Annotated in this window: 18 protein-coding genes and 1 pseudogene; 4 read left to right on the top strand and 15 right to left on the bottom strand. The window is 31.0% G+C overall.

The annotated features are described in order from the left end of the window. Positions 1 to 29 precede the first annotated feature (29 nt). A complete protein-coding gene (locus tag CURI_RS02115; RefSeq protein ID WP_041701393.1) occupies positions 30 to 722 on the bottom strand; it encodes a cyclase family protein in 693 nt (230 codons plus the stop codon). A gap of 132 nt (positions 723 to 854) precedes the next feature. Between CURI_RS02115 and CURI_RS02110 the strand changes: the two genes are divergently transcribed. Then, positions 855 to 1,745, top strand: a complete 891-nt coding sequence (locus CURI_RS02110) for an AraC family transcriptional regulator (RefSeq protein ID WP_187287414.1) — start codon at positions 855 to 857, stop codon at positions 1,743 to 1,745. A 172-nt stretch (positions 1,746 to 1,917) separates the two neighbouring features. Here the strand turns inward: CURI_RS02110 and CURI_RS02105 are convergent, their stop codons facing one another. The 10 genes from CURI_RS02105 to CURI_RS02060 all read right to left on the bottom strand — a co-directional run bounded on the left by CURI_RS02105 (position 1,918) and on the right by CURI_RS02060 (position 9,671). Beyond that, positions 1,918 to 2,358, bottom strand: coding sequence for a YiiD C-terminal domain-containing protein (locus tag CURI_RS02105; RefSeq protein ID WP_014966633.1), 441 nt, complete (start codon positions 2,356 to 2,358; stop codon positions 1,918 to 1,920). 159 nt (positions 2,359 to 2,517) lie between these two features. Next, positions 2,518 to 3,276: a GNAT family N-acetyltransferase gene (locus CURI_RS02100; protein ID WP_014966632.1), complete on the bottom strand. Its 759-nt coding sequence runs from the start codon at positions 3,274 to 3,276 to the stop codon at positions 2,518 to 2,520. Between the two features lie 196 nt (positions 3,277 to 3,472). After that, positions 3,473 to 4,216 (bottom strand): DUF364 domain-containing protein, encoded by a 744-nt coding sequence (locus CURI_RS02095; RefSeq protein ID WP_014966631.1) that lies wholly within the window; start codon positions 4,214 to 4,216, stop codon positions 3,473 to 3,475. A 94-nt stretch (positions 4,217 to 4,310) separates the two neighbouring features. Beyond that, positions 4,311 to 4,748 carry a DUF134 domain-containing protein gene (locus tag CURI_RS02090; RefSeq protein ID WP_014966630.1) on the bottom strand — a complete coding sequence of 146 codons (438 nt, stop codon included), beginning with the start codon at positions 4,746 to 4,748 and terminating at the stop codon, positions 4,311 to 4,313. Positions 4,749 to 4,834: 86 nt separating this feature from the next. Beyond that, entirely contained in the window at positions 4,835 to 5,665 is an 831-nt protein-coding gene (locus tag CURI_RS02085) for an Mrp/NBP35 family ATP-binding protein (RefSeq protein ID WP_014966629.1), read from the bottom strand. Positions 5,666 to 5,767: 102 nt separating this feature from the next. Next, a complete protein-coding gene (locus CURI_RS02080; protein WP_014966628.1) occupies positions 5,768 to 6,127 on the bottom strand; it encodes a NifB/NifX family molybdenum-iron cluster-binding protein in 360 nt (119 codons plus the stop codon). 3 nt (positions 6,128 to 6,130) lie between these two features. Next, positions 6,131 to 6,988 carry an ATP-binding protein gene (locus CURI_RS02075; protein ID WP_014966627.1) on the bottom strand — a complete coding sequence of 286 codons (858 nt, stop codon included), beginning with the start codon at positions 6,986 to 6,988 and terminating at the stop codon, positions 6,131 to 6,133. A 1-nt stretch (position 6,989) separates the two neighbouring features. Beyond that, positions 6,990 to 7,808, bottom strand: coding sequence for a nucleotide-binding protein (locus CURI_RS02070; RefSeq protein WP_014966626.1), 819 nt, complete (start codon positions 7,806 to 7,808; stop codon positions 6,990 to 6,992). Between the two features lie 19 nt (positions 7,809 to 7,827). Continuing rightward, positions 7,828 to 8,184 carry a NifB/NifX family molybdenum-iron cluster-binding protein gene (locus CURI_RS02065; RefSeq protein ID WP_041701391.1) on the bottom strand — a complete coding sequence of 119 codons (357 nt, stop codon included), beginning with the start codon at positions 8,182 to 8,184 and terminating at the stop codon, positions 7,828 to 7,830. Positions 8,185 to 8,330: 146 nt separating this feature from the next. After that, positions 8,331 to 9,671 carry an alanine/glycine:cation symporter family protein gene (locus CURI_RS02060; RefSeq protein ID WP_014966624.1) on the bottom strand — a complete coding sequence of 447 codons (1,341 nt, stop codon included), beginning with the start codon at positions 9,669 to 9,671 and terminating at the stop codon, positions 8,331 to 8,333. A gap of 282 nt (positions 9,672 to 9,953) precedes the next feature. Between CURI_RS02060 and CURI_RS02055 the strand changes: the two genes are divergently transcribed. The 3 genes from CURI_RS02055 (at position 9,954) to wrbA (ending at position 12,826) form a co-directional block, all read left to right on the top strand. Then, positions 9,954 to 10,556 carry an HD-GYP domain-containing protein gene (locus CURI_RS02055; protein ID WP_014966623.1) on the top strand — a complete coding sequence of 201 codons (603 nt, stop codon included), beginning with the start codon at positions 9,954 to 9,956 and terminating at the stop codon, positions 10,554 to 10,556. 99 nt (positions 10,557 to 10,655) lie between these two features. Then, the gene (locus CURI_RS02050; RefSeq protein ID WP_014966622.1) at positions 10,656 to 11,927 is read left to right on the top strand and encodes an O-acetylhomoserine aminocarboxypropyltransferase/cysteine synthase family protein; all 1,272 of its coding nucleotides are present in this window, start codon (positions 10,656 to 10,658) and stop codon (positions 11,925 to 11,927) included. A gap of 287 nt (positions 11,928 to 12,214) precedes the next feature. Then, positions 12,215 to 12,826 carry an NAD(P)H:quinone oxidoreductase type IV gene (gene wrbA, locus CURI_RS02045; RefSeq protein WP_014966621.1) on the top strand — a complete coding sequence of 204 codons (612 nt, stop codon included), beginning with the start codon at positions 12,215 to 12,217 and terminating at the stop codon, positions 12,824 to 12,826. Between the two features lie 100 nt (positions 12,827 to 12,926). Here the strand turns inward: wrbA and CURI_RS02040 are convergent, their stop codons facing one another. The 4 genes and pseudogenes from CURI_RS02040 to CURI_RS02030 all read right to left on the bottom strand — a co-directional run bounded on the left by CURI_RS02040 (position 12,927) and on the right by CURI_RS02030 (position 17,983). Continuing rightward, positions 12,927 to 14,651 carry an ABC transporter ATP-binding protein gene (locus tag CURI_RS02040; RefSeq protein ID WP_014966620.1) on the bottom strand — a complete coding sequence of 575 codons (1,725 nt, stop codon included), beginning with the start codon at positions 14,649 to 14,651 and terminating at the stop codon, positions 12,927 to 12,929. 1 nt (position 14,652) lies between these two features. After that, positions 14,653 to 15,492, bottom strand: a complete 840-nt coding sequence (locus CURI_RS16260; RefSeq protein WP_266353981.1) for an ABC transporter ATP-binding protein — start codon at positions 15,490 to 15,492, stop codon at positions 14,653 to 14,655. 48 nt (positions 15,493 to 15,540) lie between these two features. Continuing rightward, positions 15,541 to 16,332, bottom strand: a pseudogene (locus CURI_RS16255) (ABC transporter transmembrane domain-containing protein); the annotation flags it as partial. A gap of 289 nt (positions 16,333 to 16,621) precedes the next feature. After that, complete coding sequence (locus CURI_RS02030; protein WP_041701388.1) at positions 16,622 to 17,983, bottom strand: 8-oxoguanine deaminase; 1,362 nt, start codon at positions 17,981 to 17,983, stop codon at positions 16,622 to 16,624. Between the last annotated feature and the right edge of the window lie 51 nt (positions 17,984 to 18,034).

The following is an 18,034-nucleotide window of genomic DNA, read 5'->3' as shown; positions in this document are numbered from 1 at the left end:
CTTCCTAGAGCTTAGTTTTAAATATTTTACTATTCCTCCAGTAGTGCTACTGCACGAATAGGTGAAGCAGTTCCTCCAGGTATTTTTAATGGAAGACCAAAGTATAAAAATCTCTTATTTACAAGTTGATCTAAATTGCAAAGGTTTTCCGTATTGGTAATACCATATTCTCCACAAACTTTATGTCCTGCAAAAGTTAAGTCATCTGGAGTTTGGTCTATAGCTGGAGAATCAACTCCTATATTTACTACTCCGTTTTCTGCTAACCATTTAGCAGCTTCATATGTTAAACCTGTATAATGATTTCTATATCCTGCACCTGGATATTCTCTGTCATATAGTCCAGTGTACATAAGGAATATGTCACCTTTTCTTAACTCTTGCCCAGACTTAGCAATAGCTTCCTTTAAATCTTTAACCTCTATATATTCAGGATATCTTTTGTGAGTTAAGTCTACACATATTGCGCTACCATAGAAACATTCCATAGGCATTTCCACTATATCCATACCACCTGGCTTGAATTCAAGTACAGCATCACTATGAGTTCCACAATGCTCGCTTATGAGAAGATTTCTAGCATAAAATCCTAAATCACTTCCTGTAGCAGCTTTACTTTGTTCATGAGTTTGATTCGTCATTATAAATGTTTTTTGATGTATTCCATATAGAGGCATACCTTCATAAATATCTTGCGTTAAATCAACCATACGTAAGCCCATAATAATTTTCTCTCCTTTCTAATGTATTTTTAACTTATCTATCTGTTATAATTATATTATTATAAACTAGTTGAAAACCATAAGTATATTACCCTAAAATAAAACTATATTAGCGAGGTGCTTAGTATGCGCTTGAATAATTTGGATGTTGATAGTAATTTACAATCAGAAATAGAATATGGTTCTTTCGAATTCCCCTTAGAAGTTTTTTTTGACGAGCCATATAAATATGATATAGGTTTTATTCGTTGGCATTGGCATAAAGAGGTACAGTTTGCATTTGTAAAGAGAGGTGTCGTTGAACTATCATTTTTTGATAGATCTTTTACCTTACCAGAAGGAAGTGGCATATTTATTAATTCAAATGTACTTCATCAAGTAAAACCTATAACTCAGGATAGTATAGTAATTGATATAGTATTTGATCCAGTTTTGATAAGTGGACACAATTTGTCTGTTATAGATAAAAAGTATGTATATCCTATTATAAGTAACGATAGTCTTGATTTTATGATTTTCGATAATAGTATCGACTGGCATAAAGATATAGTTATGAAACTATTTGAGATTTACGACTTATATGAAAAAAAAGAATTTGCATATGAACTTTCAATAAAGAACTCTCTGTGTAGTTTGTGGCTAACTCTAGCTTCCAAATTAGTTCCAAACTTAAATTCAAAGTCTACACCACATAATAAGCTTGATGGAGAACGGATTAAAACAATGCTTGAATATATTCATAATAATTTCTCAAACAAAGTTACTCTTGAAGACATAGCCACATCAGTTCATATTAGTAAGTCAGAGTGCTGTAGATGTTTTAAAAAGTACCTAAGAATGTCACCATTTGAATATCTAATGCAATATAGAGTTATAGAAGCATCTAATATTCTTAAGACTACCAGTAAATCTTTATCTGAAGTTATGAGCTTAGTGGGATTTAATGATGCAAGCTATTTTACAAAAATATTTAAGAGATTTACTGGTTATACTCCTACAGAGTATCGTAAAAAATGTGATTAGTGTTTAGCATATAAATGATTTTTATTATAGGAAAACAATAATGAATGGAATAAAAAAAGGGTTGAAATAATAAATCAAGTAATTTTGATTTATCATTTCAACTCTATATACTAAATGAAAATATATTTTAAGAATTATTGTGATGTTAGTATAATAAGGCAATCATTATCTTTTATCTAAATACAACGTACTGTCCTTCATACTCCGCTAATAGGGTTTCTTGTTTGTAGCAATAAACATTAATATTTATTCTACTTTTTTTATGTCTTTCATACATATTTAAAAATTTTCTTTTGCTCTCTTCATCGGTTAAACTGCACTCTGCAACAAAGTCCTCTCTAATAGGTTGAACATAATTTATATTGCTTTTTTGAATAACTATATGTGCATATGGATCTATTTCTTTAATATTTTTAAACACTAATGCCCATCCACATACAGTCATTAAGCTATTTATACTTCCCCCAAATGCTGTTGATTTATGATTAATATTTGGTTCTAGCCTTGCTGATATCCTTACTTTTGATTGTGTAAATTCTAAAATATTAAATCCCATTTCTTTTGTTATTGGTATTTGTTGATATAGAAACTCTTCAAATTCACCTTTATTCATTTAGTGACCACCTCTATTCTTATCCCTTAATAAATTACTTCCATAATAATTAAATTTTTTTACATTCTTCATCGTAAAAGAAACATGCCTAAGCCTCTGATATTGTCTATATAGTATCTTATCAAAGATTTTAACTTTACTTTGGATTCTGCACTATAACTACAATCCCTTTTCTTCAAGTATCTTTTCAAACTTTTTATCACTTAAAATATCATTTGTTATAAACTCACCATTATAAAATAAACTATATGTAGTAAATGGAGCTGGCGCATTTTGTGCTTGTTCTGTTGTCTCATATTTTATAACTTTAAATTCAATTTTCTTATCCTTAGCTATTTCTTCAATCAATGGAACATACTTAGCAGTAAAAGGACATTGATTACTGTAGTAAAGCACGAATCCTTTTTCTTCTATTTTTCCTGCTTTTGCACAAGATTTAAAATAAGGTTTTTCTTCATTTTCTTCAAATGGAAGATACATAAGTTGATAGTAAGGTTCTGCATTATCAGCTACTATAAATCCTTTATAACTTAAAAACTTAGGATCTGATATATAAGGGATTTTTTTCTTTGAAGACAAAATAACTAATCCTTTTTTACCCTTACTTTTACTATCAATAATACACTCATTTAACAACTTAGTAGAGATTCCCTGTCCTTTATATTTCCCTGACACCCATAAGCAATTAATAAACATATATCCATCAGCAACAATTGGACACCATGCATTTTCAGCAGGAATATACTCAATAAAAACTTTTCCTCTAACATCTGCTTTCTTAAAAGTAAGTCCATCTTTAAATCTTTCTTTCAACCAGGCCTTCTTAGAAGCTACTTGACACTCTCCTTTTTTATCAGCTATAGCACAGCATATATGCTCTTTCTCAAGGTTTTCACTATCTACAGTAATAATGTTCATATTCTCACCTTTTTTCTCCTAGATAAAATATAAATAATTTTAGTTTTAAATCCTTCTTTATAACCAAATAATACCTTATATCTTTTAAGCAATCAATGATCTACTACAAAATATTCATTTTACTGAAACTAAAAAACTCTTAATAACAGTATTAACTTTCCTTAAGAGTTCTTTCAATGATTACAAATATTTAATCCTAAATTTTTAAGTTTACCTGATCTATAGCACCTTTCATTGCCCTTGTTCCTCCACCTTGACTTATTATATCTAGTAGCTCAAGAGGTTTTCTTACTATTGCTCCAGCTAAAACACTTACACCATATTTTTTAAATACCTCTGGGCATAGGGGTGTAGAGGATCCCACTATATATACTTCTCTAGCATTTTTAGTTTTTTTCAATACTTCATCTATAGTTTTATTTATAATACTAGTAGCTGTTATTAGAACTACATCGCATTTAGTCAAATATTCATCCATTGCTGACTCTGGATATATTTCAGGATTGTCAGTTTTCTGTCTTTCAAATATGTATATGTTTTCTGTCCTTTTTTTTACCTCTTTCAAAATAGGTTTAAAATTACCTACCATACCGAATCTCTCATTTTCTTTTACATCTATTAAGTCTACTATTCCACTTTTCTCAATTACATCAATCTTACTATTAATAATTGCATTAATTGTTGCTATTCCTATAGTAGACTTTGCTAAATTCTCATCTCTACCCCACAGTATAAGTTCCTCAGCAGACCTTCCTTTCATTTTTCCAGCTTGTCCGAAAACGCTACAACAAGAACCTAGCTCACTTCTAAAAGTATATGCTAATCCACAGCTATTATCATCTAAAAGAACCCCTGTATAGCCTAACCCTAAGCGTAAATCAGCTACTTTTTTATTACCGCAACTTTCTAAAGCTACTTTTATAAGTTCATCAATAATCAACTCATCATCCCCTTATCAAAGTATTAAAGTTTTATATGCAATAAAACTTAGTATTTAGACTAATTATTAACCTGCCTAAATACTAAGTTTTAGTTTATATACTTTCACACCATTTATGACATTGTTTATTGTTTTTATTACAAAGAACTTCCTCAGATCCACACGAAGGACATGAATCTCTGTCTTGCTCGTAGCTTATATCATATGTTTTTCCACAGTGTTTACATTTAAACTTGCAATCTCCTGTAGTGTAGTGCCCTCCGCTTATTTCTATCGCTTTTCCTTCCGTTAATGCTATAGCTATTTTTTTGTGGGCATTATATATTATATTTTGAAATGTCTGTCTAGATACTTCCATACTTTTAGCACACTCTTCTTGATTTAGCCCTTCCATGTCTTTAAGTCTTATAGCCTCAAGTTCTTCTATTTTTAAAGTTACGCTTTCTATACTGCACTTAGGTTTTCCTAATGGTATAAAGCTAGTATTCTCTGGGAAAAATTCTACTCTTCTACATTTTTTAGGTCTAGCCATTATTTCATCTCCCTTACTCTATATACAGATATAGTATATCAAAGAGTGATGATCATTTTCTAGAATCTTTACATATATCTCTTTCATTATGATAATGAAGAAACTATTTGTTTAGTAATATCTTTTATAGTAGCATCTACATCTGCACTTAATTTTTCTTTATTTATATTATTTACTTCTCTAGTCATAGGTAATTCACCTAATAGTTTTAAATTCATATCTTTTAAGAATGCATCTATATCTTCGTTTTCAAACATTCTTATCTTTTTATCACAGTCTGGACAAATTATATAACTCATGTTTTGAATTAGTCCTATTACGTCTATTTTCATAGTCTTAGTCATATTAACTGCTTTAGCAACTATCATTGAAACTAAGTCTTGTGGAATTGAAACCATTACTATTCCATCTATAGGTATTGACTGCATTGCCGTAAGTGCAACATCTCCTGTTCCAGGTGGCATATCTATAACTAAATAGTCAAGTTCTTCCCATATTACGTCTTTATAGAATTGTTTAACTATTTCACCGATCATAGGTCCTCTCCATATTACAGGGTCACTTTCTTCCTTAATTAACAGATTTAAAGACATTACTTTTATGCCTTCTTTTGTTTCAACTGGAATTAATGTTCCATCTTCTTTACCGTAAGCTCTTTCTTCACTTATATCTAAAAGTCTTGGTATACTAGGTCCTGTTATATCTGCGTCCAATACACCTACTTTATATCCTTGTTTTTTTAATTCTTTAGCTAAAAGAACTGATACTGTAGACTTACCTACTCCACCTTTTCCACTCATAACTCCTATTATTTTTCCTATTTTGCTATGTGGATTATTTACTATCATGCTTCCGCAGTTTTCTTTATCTTGTTCACTACAACTACTACTTGATGGGCATGTTTGACACTCTGACATATTATCACTCCTCATTAGTTATACTTATAATAGTTTAACCATTTAATTATAAGTTAAAACAATAGTTACTGTCAAATGCCAATAACTATTGTTCTACTCTACTTAATGATTTCCACAACTACCTGAATGTTCGTGTTTATTACATACGCTACCTGTTGATTTTAGATTTCCGCTTATATATTCTTTAACTGCTTCTTCGATATTTCCCTGTACTCCAACTACTACTTTTATATTATTTTCACTAAACAGTGCTTGAGCCTTTTCTCCCATTCCACCAGTTATAATTACATCTACATTTTGTTCACCTAAATACTTAGGTAAGAATCCTGGTTTATGCCCTGGGTTGTCAAGAAATACACTTCCTAATATATCTCTATCTTTAACTTCATATATTGTAAAACCTTCACAATGTCCAAAATGTCCACTTACTTTATTTTCTTCACTTGCTACTGCTATTCTCATTACTTATCCCTCCAAATTTAATTTGTTTTTTATAGTTTCCCACATAAATCTTATTTCTTTGTTAGCTTTACTATCTGGATAGTATACTATTGGCCTAAAGCTATTAATTGATTCTAATACCATATCATCAAATGATATTCTTCCAACTATATTGATATCACCCTCTTTACAGTATTCTTCTATTTGTTTTGAAATTTCTTTGTTCATATCGTATTTATTTATGCAGACTAAAACTGGCATACTAAAGTGATCACAAAGTTCTTTAATTCTAAAGAAATCACTTAAACCCGACTTAGACGGTTCTATAACTAATAGAGCTATATCACTTCCTGTAATTGATGCTATAACTGGACATCCGATTCCAGGTGAGCCATCTATTATGGTTATATCGTTTTCAGAAGTATATTTTTTTGCCATTTGTTTAATTTCATTTATTAGCTTACCAGAGCCTTCAGCTCCTATATCCATATCTGCTTTAGATATTATTCCATTATTAGTTTTTATTATAAATGTATCTGCGTTTCTAATTTCCTTTAGTTCTATAGCATCATTAGGACATACTATCTTACATACTCCACACCCTTCACAAGTAAGACTATTTACTTTACCTGAGTTTATGCTATCAAACTTACAGTAGTCAGTACATTTACCACACTCAGTACATAAATCTTTATCTACAAAAGATATCTTGTTCCCCATATATTGTCTTTGTTCTATTATTTCTCCGTTATAATATAAGTGCATATTAGCCGCATCTACATCACAGTCTATCTTAATTGTATTTCCTATAAGTTCAGATAAGGCAATAGCAATTGTAGTTTTTCCAGTTCCACCTTTTCCACTTAAAACTACAATCTTCATATTATACCCACCCCCTTAACTTTTCGCCTAGGTTTATAAATATATCCTTATATTTATCTGTTTCTACTAATAGTTCTCCTTTAGAATAAATTTCAGCGATTTCTTTGCTATAAGGTATAGTGGATAATATCTTTATATTTTCATCTTCACAATATTGGTGAATTAGTGTTTTGTCATCTGTAGATCGATTTATAACTACTCCATATGATACATTAAGCTTTTTACAAAGCTCTACTGCTCTTTTTAAGTCATGCAGTCCAAATTCTGTAGACTCTGTTACAAGTATAGCTTTATCTATATATTCAAGAGAGGTTACAACATTGCAAGACGTTCCAGGAGAACAATCTATAATATTTAATTTATCTGGTAAGTTTCTTAGTAACTCTTTTACAACAGGTACAGCCATTGCCTCGCCTATATTTAAAGTTCCTTGGATACACTTAATATCTTTGTATTTTCCCTCGTCTATTTTTCCTATTCTTCTCTTTTCATATTTTAAAGCATTTGTTGGACATATCATTTCACATGCACCACAGCTATGGCAAAGTGTTTCAAATATAAATATTTTCTTTGATTTAGCAAGTGCATTAAACTCACAGATACTTACACATTGTCCGCACAACGTACACTTTGTACTGTCTACAGTTGGATAGTCGACTAGCACATCTTTGCTATCTATGTTCGTAGGATTTAAAAAAATAAATCCGTTGGGCTCTTCAACATCACAGTCTATATAATTTCCGCTCATGGCTAGTGCTAAGTTTGTAGATATTAGAGTTTTTCCTGTACCCCCTTTTCCACTTAAAACACCTATATTCAAAGTTTTCTCTCCCTTCTAGTTATGCTCTATGTGGTGACCCTGCTTTATTTATTTTTTCTAGTTTATTTTCAATATATAGATTTATGGCTTGTTCTACGCTTCCCTCATTGCAGCTATAAGTTTCTATATTAGATTCAGATAAAAGATTATATGCATTTGGTCCAAGATGGCCTGTTATAACTACATCCACATTTTCATCTATGACTTGTTGTGAGGCTCCTATACCTGCTCCATGGTCTGAACTTTTTCCTACATTCTCTATTGCTTTATACGCTCTAGCTTCTGTATCAAATATTTGAAAATAATCACCTCTACCAAATCTAGGATCTACTGAATCTGTACTTTGTTTACCAACCGATGAAACTAATATTTTCATATTTATTCCTCCCATAAGTTATTGGCATATGACATTTACTTTTTGATTATAAATCAAGAAATAGTTATTGTCAAATGCCAATAATAAAAAAAGATGATTTCCATGTTTAATGGAAATCATCTTTTTTTATTATTAATAAGTGCATTTTATCTTTTTAAAAAATTATTATCATAATCCTTAATTATCGCTGATGCTTGTGGTGCTAAGATCAACAGTGCTATTAAGTTTGGAATAACCATTAGACCATTAAACATATCTGCCAATTTCCATACAAAATCTACATCTAAAAAAGAACCTAATACTATGAAAACTAGTACTAATACTCTATAAGCTTTTATTCCTTTAATTCCAAATAAAAATTTTATATTTGCCTCGCCAAAAAAGTACCAGCCAATTATAGTTGTAAGTGCAAAGAAGAATAGCCCTATAGCAATAAAGGTTAATCCAAAACTACCCAAACCTAATTCAAAAGCTTTTTGAGTCATTTCAATACCCGTAAGTCCTAAAGTGTTTGCCTGCGTAACTAAATTTATTAGTGCTGTAACTGTACATATAATAACTGTATCTATTATAACTCCAACCATAGCAACCATACCTTGTTGTGCTGGATGAGCTACTTTTGCTACAGCATGAGCATGTGGAGTTGAACCCATTCCTGCTTCATTTGAGAAAAGTCCTCTTGCAATACCGAATCTTACTGCATTTTTAACAGTTATACCTAATGCTCCACCGACTGCAGCTCTAGGAGAGAATGCCCCAACAAATATACTTTTTAAAGCTATTAATACTTGGTCATGAAACTTAAATAAAATTACAATACTTCCTAGTATGTAGAATCCTGCCATTATAGGTACTACTAATTCTGCAAAATTAGCTATTCGCTTCATTCCACCCACTAATATGAGAGCTACTATTATAGAAGTTATTATTCCTACAACTATTTTATTAACTCCAAAAGCTGAATATACCGCTGTTGATATTGAATTTGATTGTACCATACTTCCTACAAATCCTAGAGCTATAATTATGGTTACAGCAAAGAATGTCGCTAAAAATTTACTCTTCACACCTTTAGATATATAGTATGCAGGTCCCCCTGTTCTTTCCCCATCTATTTCAGTTGAATACTTTTGCGCTAGTACAGCTTCTCCAAAATTTGTAGCCATTCCAAGTACAGCAGATACCCACATCCAAAAAATAGCTCCCGGTCCTCCCGAAGATATGGCTGTTGCTACCCCTGCTAAATTTCCTGTACCTACTTGTGCAGCTACTGCTGTTGATAATGCCTGAAAGGAAGTCATTCCACTTACATCCGAATCTTTGTCTTTCTTAAATATACTCCCAAATGTTTGCTTAAATCCTGGTACTATTTTGCTTAATTGCGGAACTTTAAGTCTTATAGTGTAGTAAATACCTATTCCTAATAGTGCATATATTAAGAAATTATCCCATAAAAATGTATTTACTACATCTACGAATTTATCCATATTATTTAATCCTCCCTAATTTATTATTTTCTTTTAGTTTTATTATACCCTTTTCCGATAAGTTAACTTATTTATTTGAAATATTTTTACTCTGTTCACTTAGTAACATTTACTCCATTCTTGACATAAACATTTAAATAAATTAATATGTAATCATCAGATATTGATTATGATTATCATTTATAACATCTAATCATTATTAACTTGCTAATTTAACAACATAAAAAGTAGCTTATTAGTACTTATTTATAAATACATATGATAAACAAAAGGAGGCATTTTATGGAGGATTATGGAGGTCAATGCTTTTATAAGATTTGTCACGATATTATTGAATGCCTTGTTGGTGCATTAGAAGCAAAAGATTCCTACACTTGCGGCCACTCTTCTAGAGTGGCTGATATGTCATATAAACTAGCTAAGCATATGGGGATTGATGGGAAACACCTCGAAGAGATTCATATATCAGCCCATCTTCATGATATAGGAAAAATAGGTGTTCCTGATATGATTCTTAATAAACGCGGAAAGCTTCTTCCCGATGAATGGAAGTACATACAAGAGCATCCTGCTATAGGCTATAATATTTTAACCCGCTCTAAGGATCTGAAAAGTATGGCTAAGATAGTTCTTTACCACCATGAACGTTGGGATGGATCAGGCTATCCTTGGGGACTTAAAGGTAGTGACATACCTCTCGGCTCAAGAATTATTGCCGTTTGTGATGCTATTGATGCCATGACCTCTAATAGACCGTATAGAAAAGCTTTGTCATGGAATGAATGTAGAGTAGAGATAATTAAGAATAAAGGAATTCAATTTGATCCTACCATTGTGGAAAGTATGGAATCCTTATGGGGTGAATTGACCTTAGAGCACGCATGATTTCTCATACAATATACTTTAATTGATTAAAGTGTAGTGATATAATTTATATTATCTAAACTAGTTAGTTGATTTGTTTAAAGTTATGGAGGGAAAAATATGAAAATAGAAACAAAATGTTTACATGAAGGATATCATCCTGGAAATGGTGAAACTAGAGCTCTACCTATATATCAAAGCACGACTTATACTTATGATTCTACTGAACATATTGGAAAGCTGTTTGACCTTACAGCTGAGGGACATATGTATTCCCGTATCTCAAATCCAACAGTTGGAGCAGTTGAAGATAAAATAGCAGCACTTGAAGGTGGAGTAGGTGCCTTATGTACTACTTCTGGACAAGCAGCTTCACTAATTAGTATTCTTAATATTATGAGTGTCGGAGATCATTTTATAAGTGTATCTACAATATATGGAGGAACTATAAACCTATTTGCTGTAACTCTTAAAAGGTTTGGTATAGAATGCACTTTTGTTGATACTAATGCGTCTGAAGAAGATATTCAAAAAGAATTTAGACCAAATACAAAAGCTGTATTCGGCGAGACTATTGCAAATCCAGCCTTATCTGTTTTCGATATTGAGAAGTTTGCTAATATTGCTCATAAAAATGGTGTTCCTCTTATAGTAGATAATACTTTTGCTACACCTATACTTTGTAGACCATTTGAATTTGGAGCTGATATAGTTATTCACTCTACAACTAAGTATATGGATGGACACGCTATTCAAGTTGGAGGAGTTATTGTAGATAGCGGAAAATTTGATTGGACAAATGGTAAGTTCCCAGAGTTTACTGAACCTGATGAATCTTATCACGGAGTAGTTTATACAAAAGAATTTGGTGAATCCGCATATATTGTTAAAGCCAGAGTTCAACTTATGAGAGACCTTGGCGCATATCCATCTGCTAATGCAGCTTTTCTTTTAAACTTAGGTCTTGAAACACTTCCAGTTAGAATGGAAAAACACTGTAGAAATGCTGAAAAAGTAGCTTCTTATTTAAATGAATGTGATAAAATTGAATTTGTGAACTATCCAGCATTAGAAGGCAGTAAGTACCATGATCTTCAGCAAAAATACTTACCTTCAGGATGTAGCGGTGTTATCTCATTCTCTATTAAAGGTGGAAGAGAAACTGCAGTTAAATTTATGGATAATTTAAAACTTGCCTCAAATGTTGTTCATGTAGCGGATATTCGTACTTGTGTACTTCATCCAGCTAGTGCAACTCACAGACAACTTTCAGATGAGCAACTTATAGCAGCAGGTATAACTCCTGGACTTGTTAGAATTTCTGTTGGTCTTGAAAATATAGATGATATAATTGAAGATATAGATCAAGCTTTAAATATTGCGTTTAAATAAATAAAAAAACCAGTACATTGACAACTTCTCTGTACTGGTTTTTTTATATCTTAGTCTACTTTAAGTATATACACTTTTTTATTTTATTTACTTATCTAATAAATCTACTTTCAACTCAATATTTTATATTTAATTCATCTTAGTACCTACTATATACTAAATTATTTTATTAGATAATTATAGTTTGTAACTTATAATTTATTATTTTTCTACTTTTAAAAAAATGTTCCTTGGGTATATTAATCATATAATTACTAGTATTGGAATACCAGAGAGGAGATTTTTTAATGGATAATATTAAGTTAGCTATAATATATTATAGTATGGGTGGCACAAACTATCAGCTAGCAAAGTGGGCTGAAGAAGCTGGAAAAGAAGTTGGTGCAGAAGTTAGATTACTAAAAGTACAAGAATTAGCACCAGATTCAGTTGTTCAATCTAATGAAGTCTGGAGAGCTACAACTGAGATGACTAAAGATATTCCTGTTGCTACATCACAGGATTTAGAATGGGCAGATGCTATTATATTTTCATCACCAACTCGCTTTGGAAATATAGCATCTCAAATGAAGCAGTTCTTAGATTTACAAGGTGGATTCTGGGCTCAAGGAAAAACTATAAACAAAGTAGTTTCTGCAATGAGTTCAGCTCAAAATCCTCATGGAGGACAAGAGCAAACTATTCATGCAATATATACGAGCATGATGCACTGGGGAGCTATAATAGTACCACCAGGATATACAGATGATTCTATATTTAAAGCTGGCGGTAATCCTTATGGAACTAGTGTTACAGTTGGCCAAGATGGTAAAATGATAGAAGATGTAGAAGCATCTGTTAAGCATCAAGCTAAACGTACTATAGAAATTGCTAAAGCATTAAAAGCTGGAAGTAAATAATTGTAGATATTTTTATTTTGACTATTGCTAGAACACACTATTATATAAGTGAGTTTTGGCAATAGTCTTTTAATTTGTTTAAAACTTTATATTTGAGTTATTATACTACCCATCCCTTAGCCTCTTCTTGCTCTTTATACATATTATAGTAACGTCTTTTATTTTTAACTAGTTCTTCATGATTACCTATCTCTTCTATTTTCCCATCATTTAGAACTATTATTTGATCTGAGTTTACTATTGTATTTAACTTATGTGCTATTACTATTACAGTTTTTCCTTCAGTTAGTTTCTCTAGTGATCTTTGTATCTCTATCTCATTATCTGCATCAAGAGATGCTGTTGCCTCATCTAAGAGTATAATAGGAGAATCTTTCAATATTGCTCTTGCTATTGATATTCTTTGCTTTTCTCCTCCTGATAGAGTAGATCCTCCTTCTCCTATCATGGTTTCGTACTTACCTTTAAGTTTTTCTATAAATTCATGACAATTAGCAAGTTTTGCAGCCTTTACTACTTCCTCATAACTAGCATTCGGTCTTCCAAGCTTTATATTGTTGTATATAGTATCATTTAAAAGATATACATCTTGAAATACCACACTTATATGCTGAAGTATATAATCTGGATTTATATTAGATATATTATTTTCTCCAATCTTAATTTCACCTTTGTCATTGTCCCAAAATCTAGCGATTAGGCTAGTTATAGTAGTCTTTCCAGACCCCGAAGGTCCTACTAATGCTGTAGTTGTTCCTTCCTTTACTTTAAAACTTATATTTTTCAGTATATCTTTTTCTTCTTCGTATCCAAATGTAACATCTTTAAATTCTATATCAAAGTTTTTAAAGTCTACTTTGTCCTTACTAAACTCTAGTGACTTTTTATCATAAGTGCTTATTATCTTTTCTGCTGCAAGCTTTAATGCTTTGTACTCAGGATACTGCGCTGATAGTCCTTTTAATATATTAGTTAATGAAATACTTATAATTAAAAAAGCTATGAATGTTTTTTCATCTATATTTCCACCCAAAAGTATATATGACCCTGTAAGTAATACTACAGGAAGTATGAAGTCAGATAGTATCTGAAATGCTAATACAAATGGAGCTACAGAAAGCTCTATCATTATACTCTCTTTTTTAAATGTCCTAAACGAATCTTCTAATCTTTTAAACTTATCTCCTGTTTGATTATATGATTTAAATACTTTTATTCCATTTATATATTCTATTATTCTAGATATTACATCACTTAAAACTGCTCTTTTTCTTAATCCAAATTTTTGTGCCATTTTACCACTTGCTATTAAGATTGGTGCTGCTATTAATATAGTTATAAGCTGTGCTAAAGCAATTCTAGTATCTATAAAGAAAGATATTATGATTATATAAGGTATTAGTACAATTGCTTTTATAATATCTCCTAAACTATGTGTTAGAATCCTTTCAAAGTCGGTAACATCAGCTGTCAATATATTCATTAAATTCCCGATACTATTCTTATTAAAGTAACCTAAATTTAAACTTCTTATATGATCTCCCAAGCTAACTCTCATATCTTTTATAATGTCTGAGCCTCTAAGATGATTTAATTTATATCCTACACTTATCATAATGCATCTAAATATGAATGACCCTATAAGTATAGATGTGTATATTTTGAGTTTATCCATAGTAAATGAGTCACTACTTATATCCATTAGTAGTTTATAAAGAACTCCTATAAATGTCATCATCCCTAAACTATCTAAAAACATAAGAGTAATAGGTAAATATAGCTTTTTTATATCTTTTCCTATTATAGCCTTTATAGTACTTATCATCTTAAGCACCCCCTTTTATTGCTAGCTTTTCACTCTCTACATAAGTTTCCCACATCTCTTTATATAACCCATTTTTACTTACTAGCTCATCATGACTACCTTCTTCTTTCATCTGTCCTTCACTAAATACAACTATTTTGTCTACATTCTTTATTGTATGGAGTCTATGAGCTATCATTATAGTTGTTTTATTTTTCAACATATTTTCAAGTGCTATTTGTATTTTTCTTTCGTTTTCTATATCTGCATAAGATGTAGCTTCATCAAATATAACTATAGGTGAATCTTTAAGTATCGCTCTTGCTATTGATACTCTCTGTTTTTCTCCACCACTTAGTTTTATACCATTCTCACCCATTTTAGTGTCGTATCCATCGGGTAAAGTCATTATAAAGTCATGAATTTGAGCTTTCTTAGCTGCATCTATGACATCTTCTGTATTAACATTCTCATTACCCATTCTTATATTTTCATATATGGTATCATTTAGCATGAATATATCTTGAAATACAAATGCTAAAGAATCCATTAAATCTTCTGTATTTATATCTTTTATATTCTTACCGTCTATCAATATTTCTCCATCATTTACATCCCAAAATCTCCCTATAAGTTGAGCTAACGTGGTTTTTCCTGCACCCGATGCTCCTACAAATGCATTTATAGTTCCTTTTTTAAGAGTAGTATTTATATTTCTTAATACATTTTTATCTTCATATTTAAACGAAACATTTTTAACTTGTATATCGTAACTTCCACTTTTAGATAGTGAGCTCTTGCCTGATTCTTGATTAGATATTTCTAGAATATTTCTAACTCTTTTTACACCTTCAAATATCATAGAAAAGTTTGACCCTAACTCTAGTAACGTTTTAAATGAATTAAAGAGACCCATACTTATAACTATAAATAGTAAATATGTTCCTAAATCTATACCACCGTTAAGATAAAAATATCCTCCCAAAGGTATAGTAAACAATAGTCCTGAATCCATAATAGCTAAAAATATTGAGTGTGATTGTGAATTTTCCTCAGTTATCTGTTTCCAGTAATCTGCATACGACTCTATAGATTCCCTATATTTTTTAAACGATAAAGATGATACGTTAAACGCCTTCATTACTGATATACCTTGTATAAACTGAACTATAGTAGAGTTCATATTCTCAAGTAAACTATAGTAGTGATCCATTCTTTCTTCAAACTTTTTAAACATTATATTTTGAATAATTACTCCTATGATTATAGGTATTAATAAGACTAGTGCCATCTTATAATTCAAATATAGAAGATATATAAACATGATAAAAGGTGCTATGGCAGCTGATGATATGTCTGGTATATGATGTGCTAAGAAATTTTCCATTTTTTCTATATCTTCATTTATAACTTTCTTTAGTTCCCCTGAAGTTTTATTTGTAAAGAAACCTAAATTTAAATTACCCATATGCTTTATTATTTTCATTCTTATATCATAAAGAATATTAAATGCCGCTACATGAGATAGTGCACCTGATGCTACAAAAAATATTATTCTTAGTACAATAAATACTACGGCTGTTATTGCTAACCTATACACCTCGCTATAGTTTACGTTGCCTCCAAATAAAGTCATTATCATATTATATATAATAATATAAGGTGCGAAAGCTAGGATTGAGCTGATTACACTTAGAATAACTGATAAAAATAATTTCTTTTTTCACCTCCGGCTAAATATAAAAGATAGCTTACATTTGATTCTTTTTTCATCTTGTCAACTCCCTTCTATGATTAACTTTATATCTATTGATAATGATTATCAACTCTTAGGGGTATTCTTTTTACTCCTAAAAGAAGAAGGAAATAAGTAATGGTTAATATTAATGAATTAAATTAAGAGCTAGTATTTACATTAAGCATGAGTCTTTTAAAGAAACTATAAAGTTACATAAAATAAAACCCGCTTATTTTAGTAAGCGGGTTTTATTTTATGCTTTTTTAATTAGTTCTTCGACTTTGGCATTTGCCTCATGTACTATTTTTTCTTCATCTATAGTTATAAGTTTTCCATCTTTCACTACAATGTTTCCTCCAACTATAGTATAGTCTACACTTCCTTTTACTCCTACAGTTCCTAGAACTGACTTAGGATCATATTGAGTTCCTACAAATTCAAGTCTATTAGTATCTATCATAAATAAGTCTGCTGCTTTTCCTACTGAAAGTTCTCCAATATCTTTTCTTCCAAGTAATCTTGCCCCACCTTTTGTAGCAAGTTTTAATATATCATATCCTGTTGGAGCCTGACGGCTTGAGTTTAATCTGTGAAGAAGATATGAAACTCTTATCTCTTCAAGTAAATTTGATCCATCATTACTTGCACTTCCATCTACTGCAAGCCCTACTGGTATGTCAAGATCTATCATTTCTGGAATTCTAGCTATACCTGAAGATAGTTTCATGTTAGATATAGGACAATGAGCAACTCCAGTTTTAGTTTCAGCTAATCTTCTTAGTTCTTTGTCATTAAAGTGTATTCCATGAGCATACCATACATCTTCTCCAATCCATCCCAAGCTTTCCATATACTCAAGAGGTCTCATATTAAACTTTTCTAGTGTAAACTCCTCCTCATCAATAGTTTCTGCCAAGTGAGTGTGAAGTCTAACACCAAGTTTTCTTGCTAGTATGGCAGATTCTTTCAATAGTTCTCCAGTTACACTGAATGGAGAACAAGGAGCTAAAACTACCTGTCTCATTGAAAACTCACTATTATCATGATACTTTTTAACAAGCCTTTCTGAATCATATAATATTTTATCTAACTCTTGAACTACTGAATCCGGCGGAAGACCACCATCTTTTTTACTTAGAGACATACTTCCTCTCGAAGCATGCATTCTAATTCCAAGTTCTGATGCAGCTTGAAACTGAGTATCTATAAGCTCATCACTTGTATTTTGAGGAAATACATAATGATGATCAAAGCATGTAGTACATCCGTTCTTAAGCAAATCCCCCATACCTACAAATGAACTGTATCTTATAACATCAGGATCTAATCCCTTCCAAATTTCATATAATGTAACAAGCCAATCAAATAGCTCCATGTTTTGAACTTGTGGAAGATTTCTTGTAAATGTTTGATATAGATGGTGATGAGTATTCACAAGTCCAGGATAAGCTATCATACTCTTACCATCTATAACTTCATCAGCATCAAATTCTTCTTTACTTATGTTTTTAATTATACCATCTTCTATATAAATGTTAACGTTTTCTAGTACAGCATCATTCTCATCACATGTAACTATTGTCTTAATATTCTTTATAAAAAGTGATTTAGTCATAATTTTAACCCCCTTAATATTATCATCTAATAATGAACTTCTCACTAATAT

The organism is Gottschalkia acidurici 9a, from assembly GCF_000299355.1.
Classification (GTDB): Bacteria; Bacillota; Clostridia; order Tissierellales; family Gottschalkiaceae; genus Gottschalkia; species Gottschalkia acidurici.
Note: the sequence above shows the minus strand (reverse complement) of the source record. Positions and strands in the feature narration are given on the sequence as shown.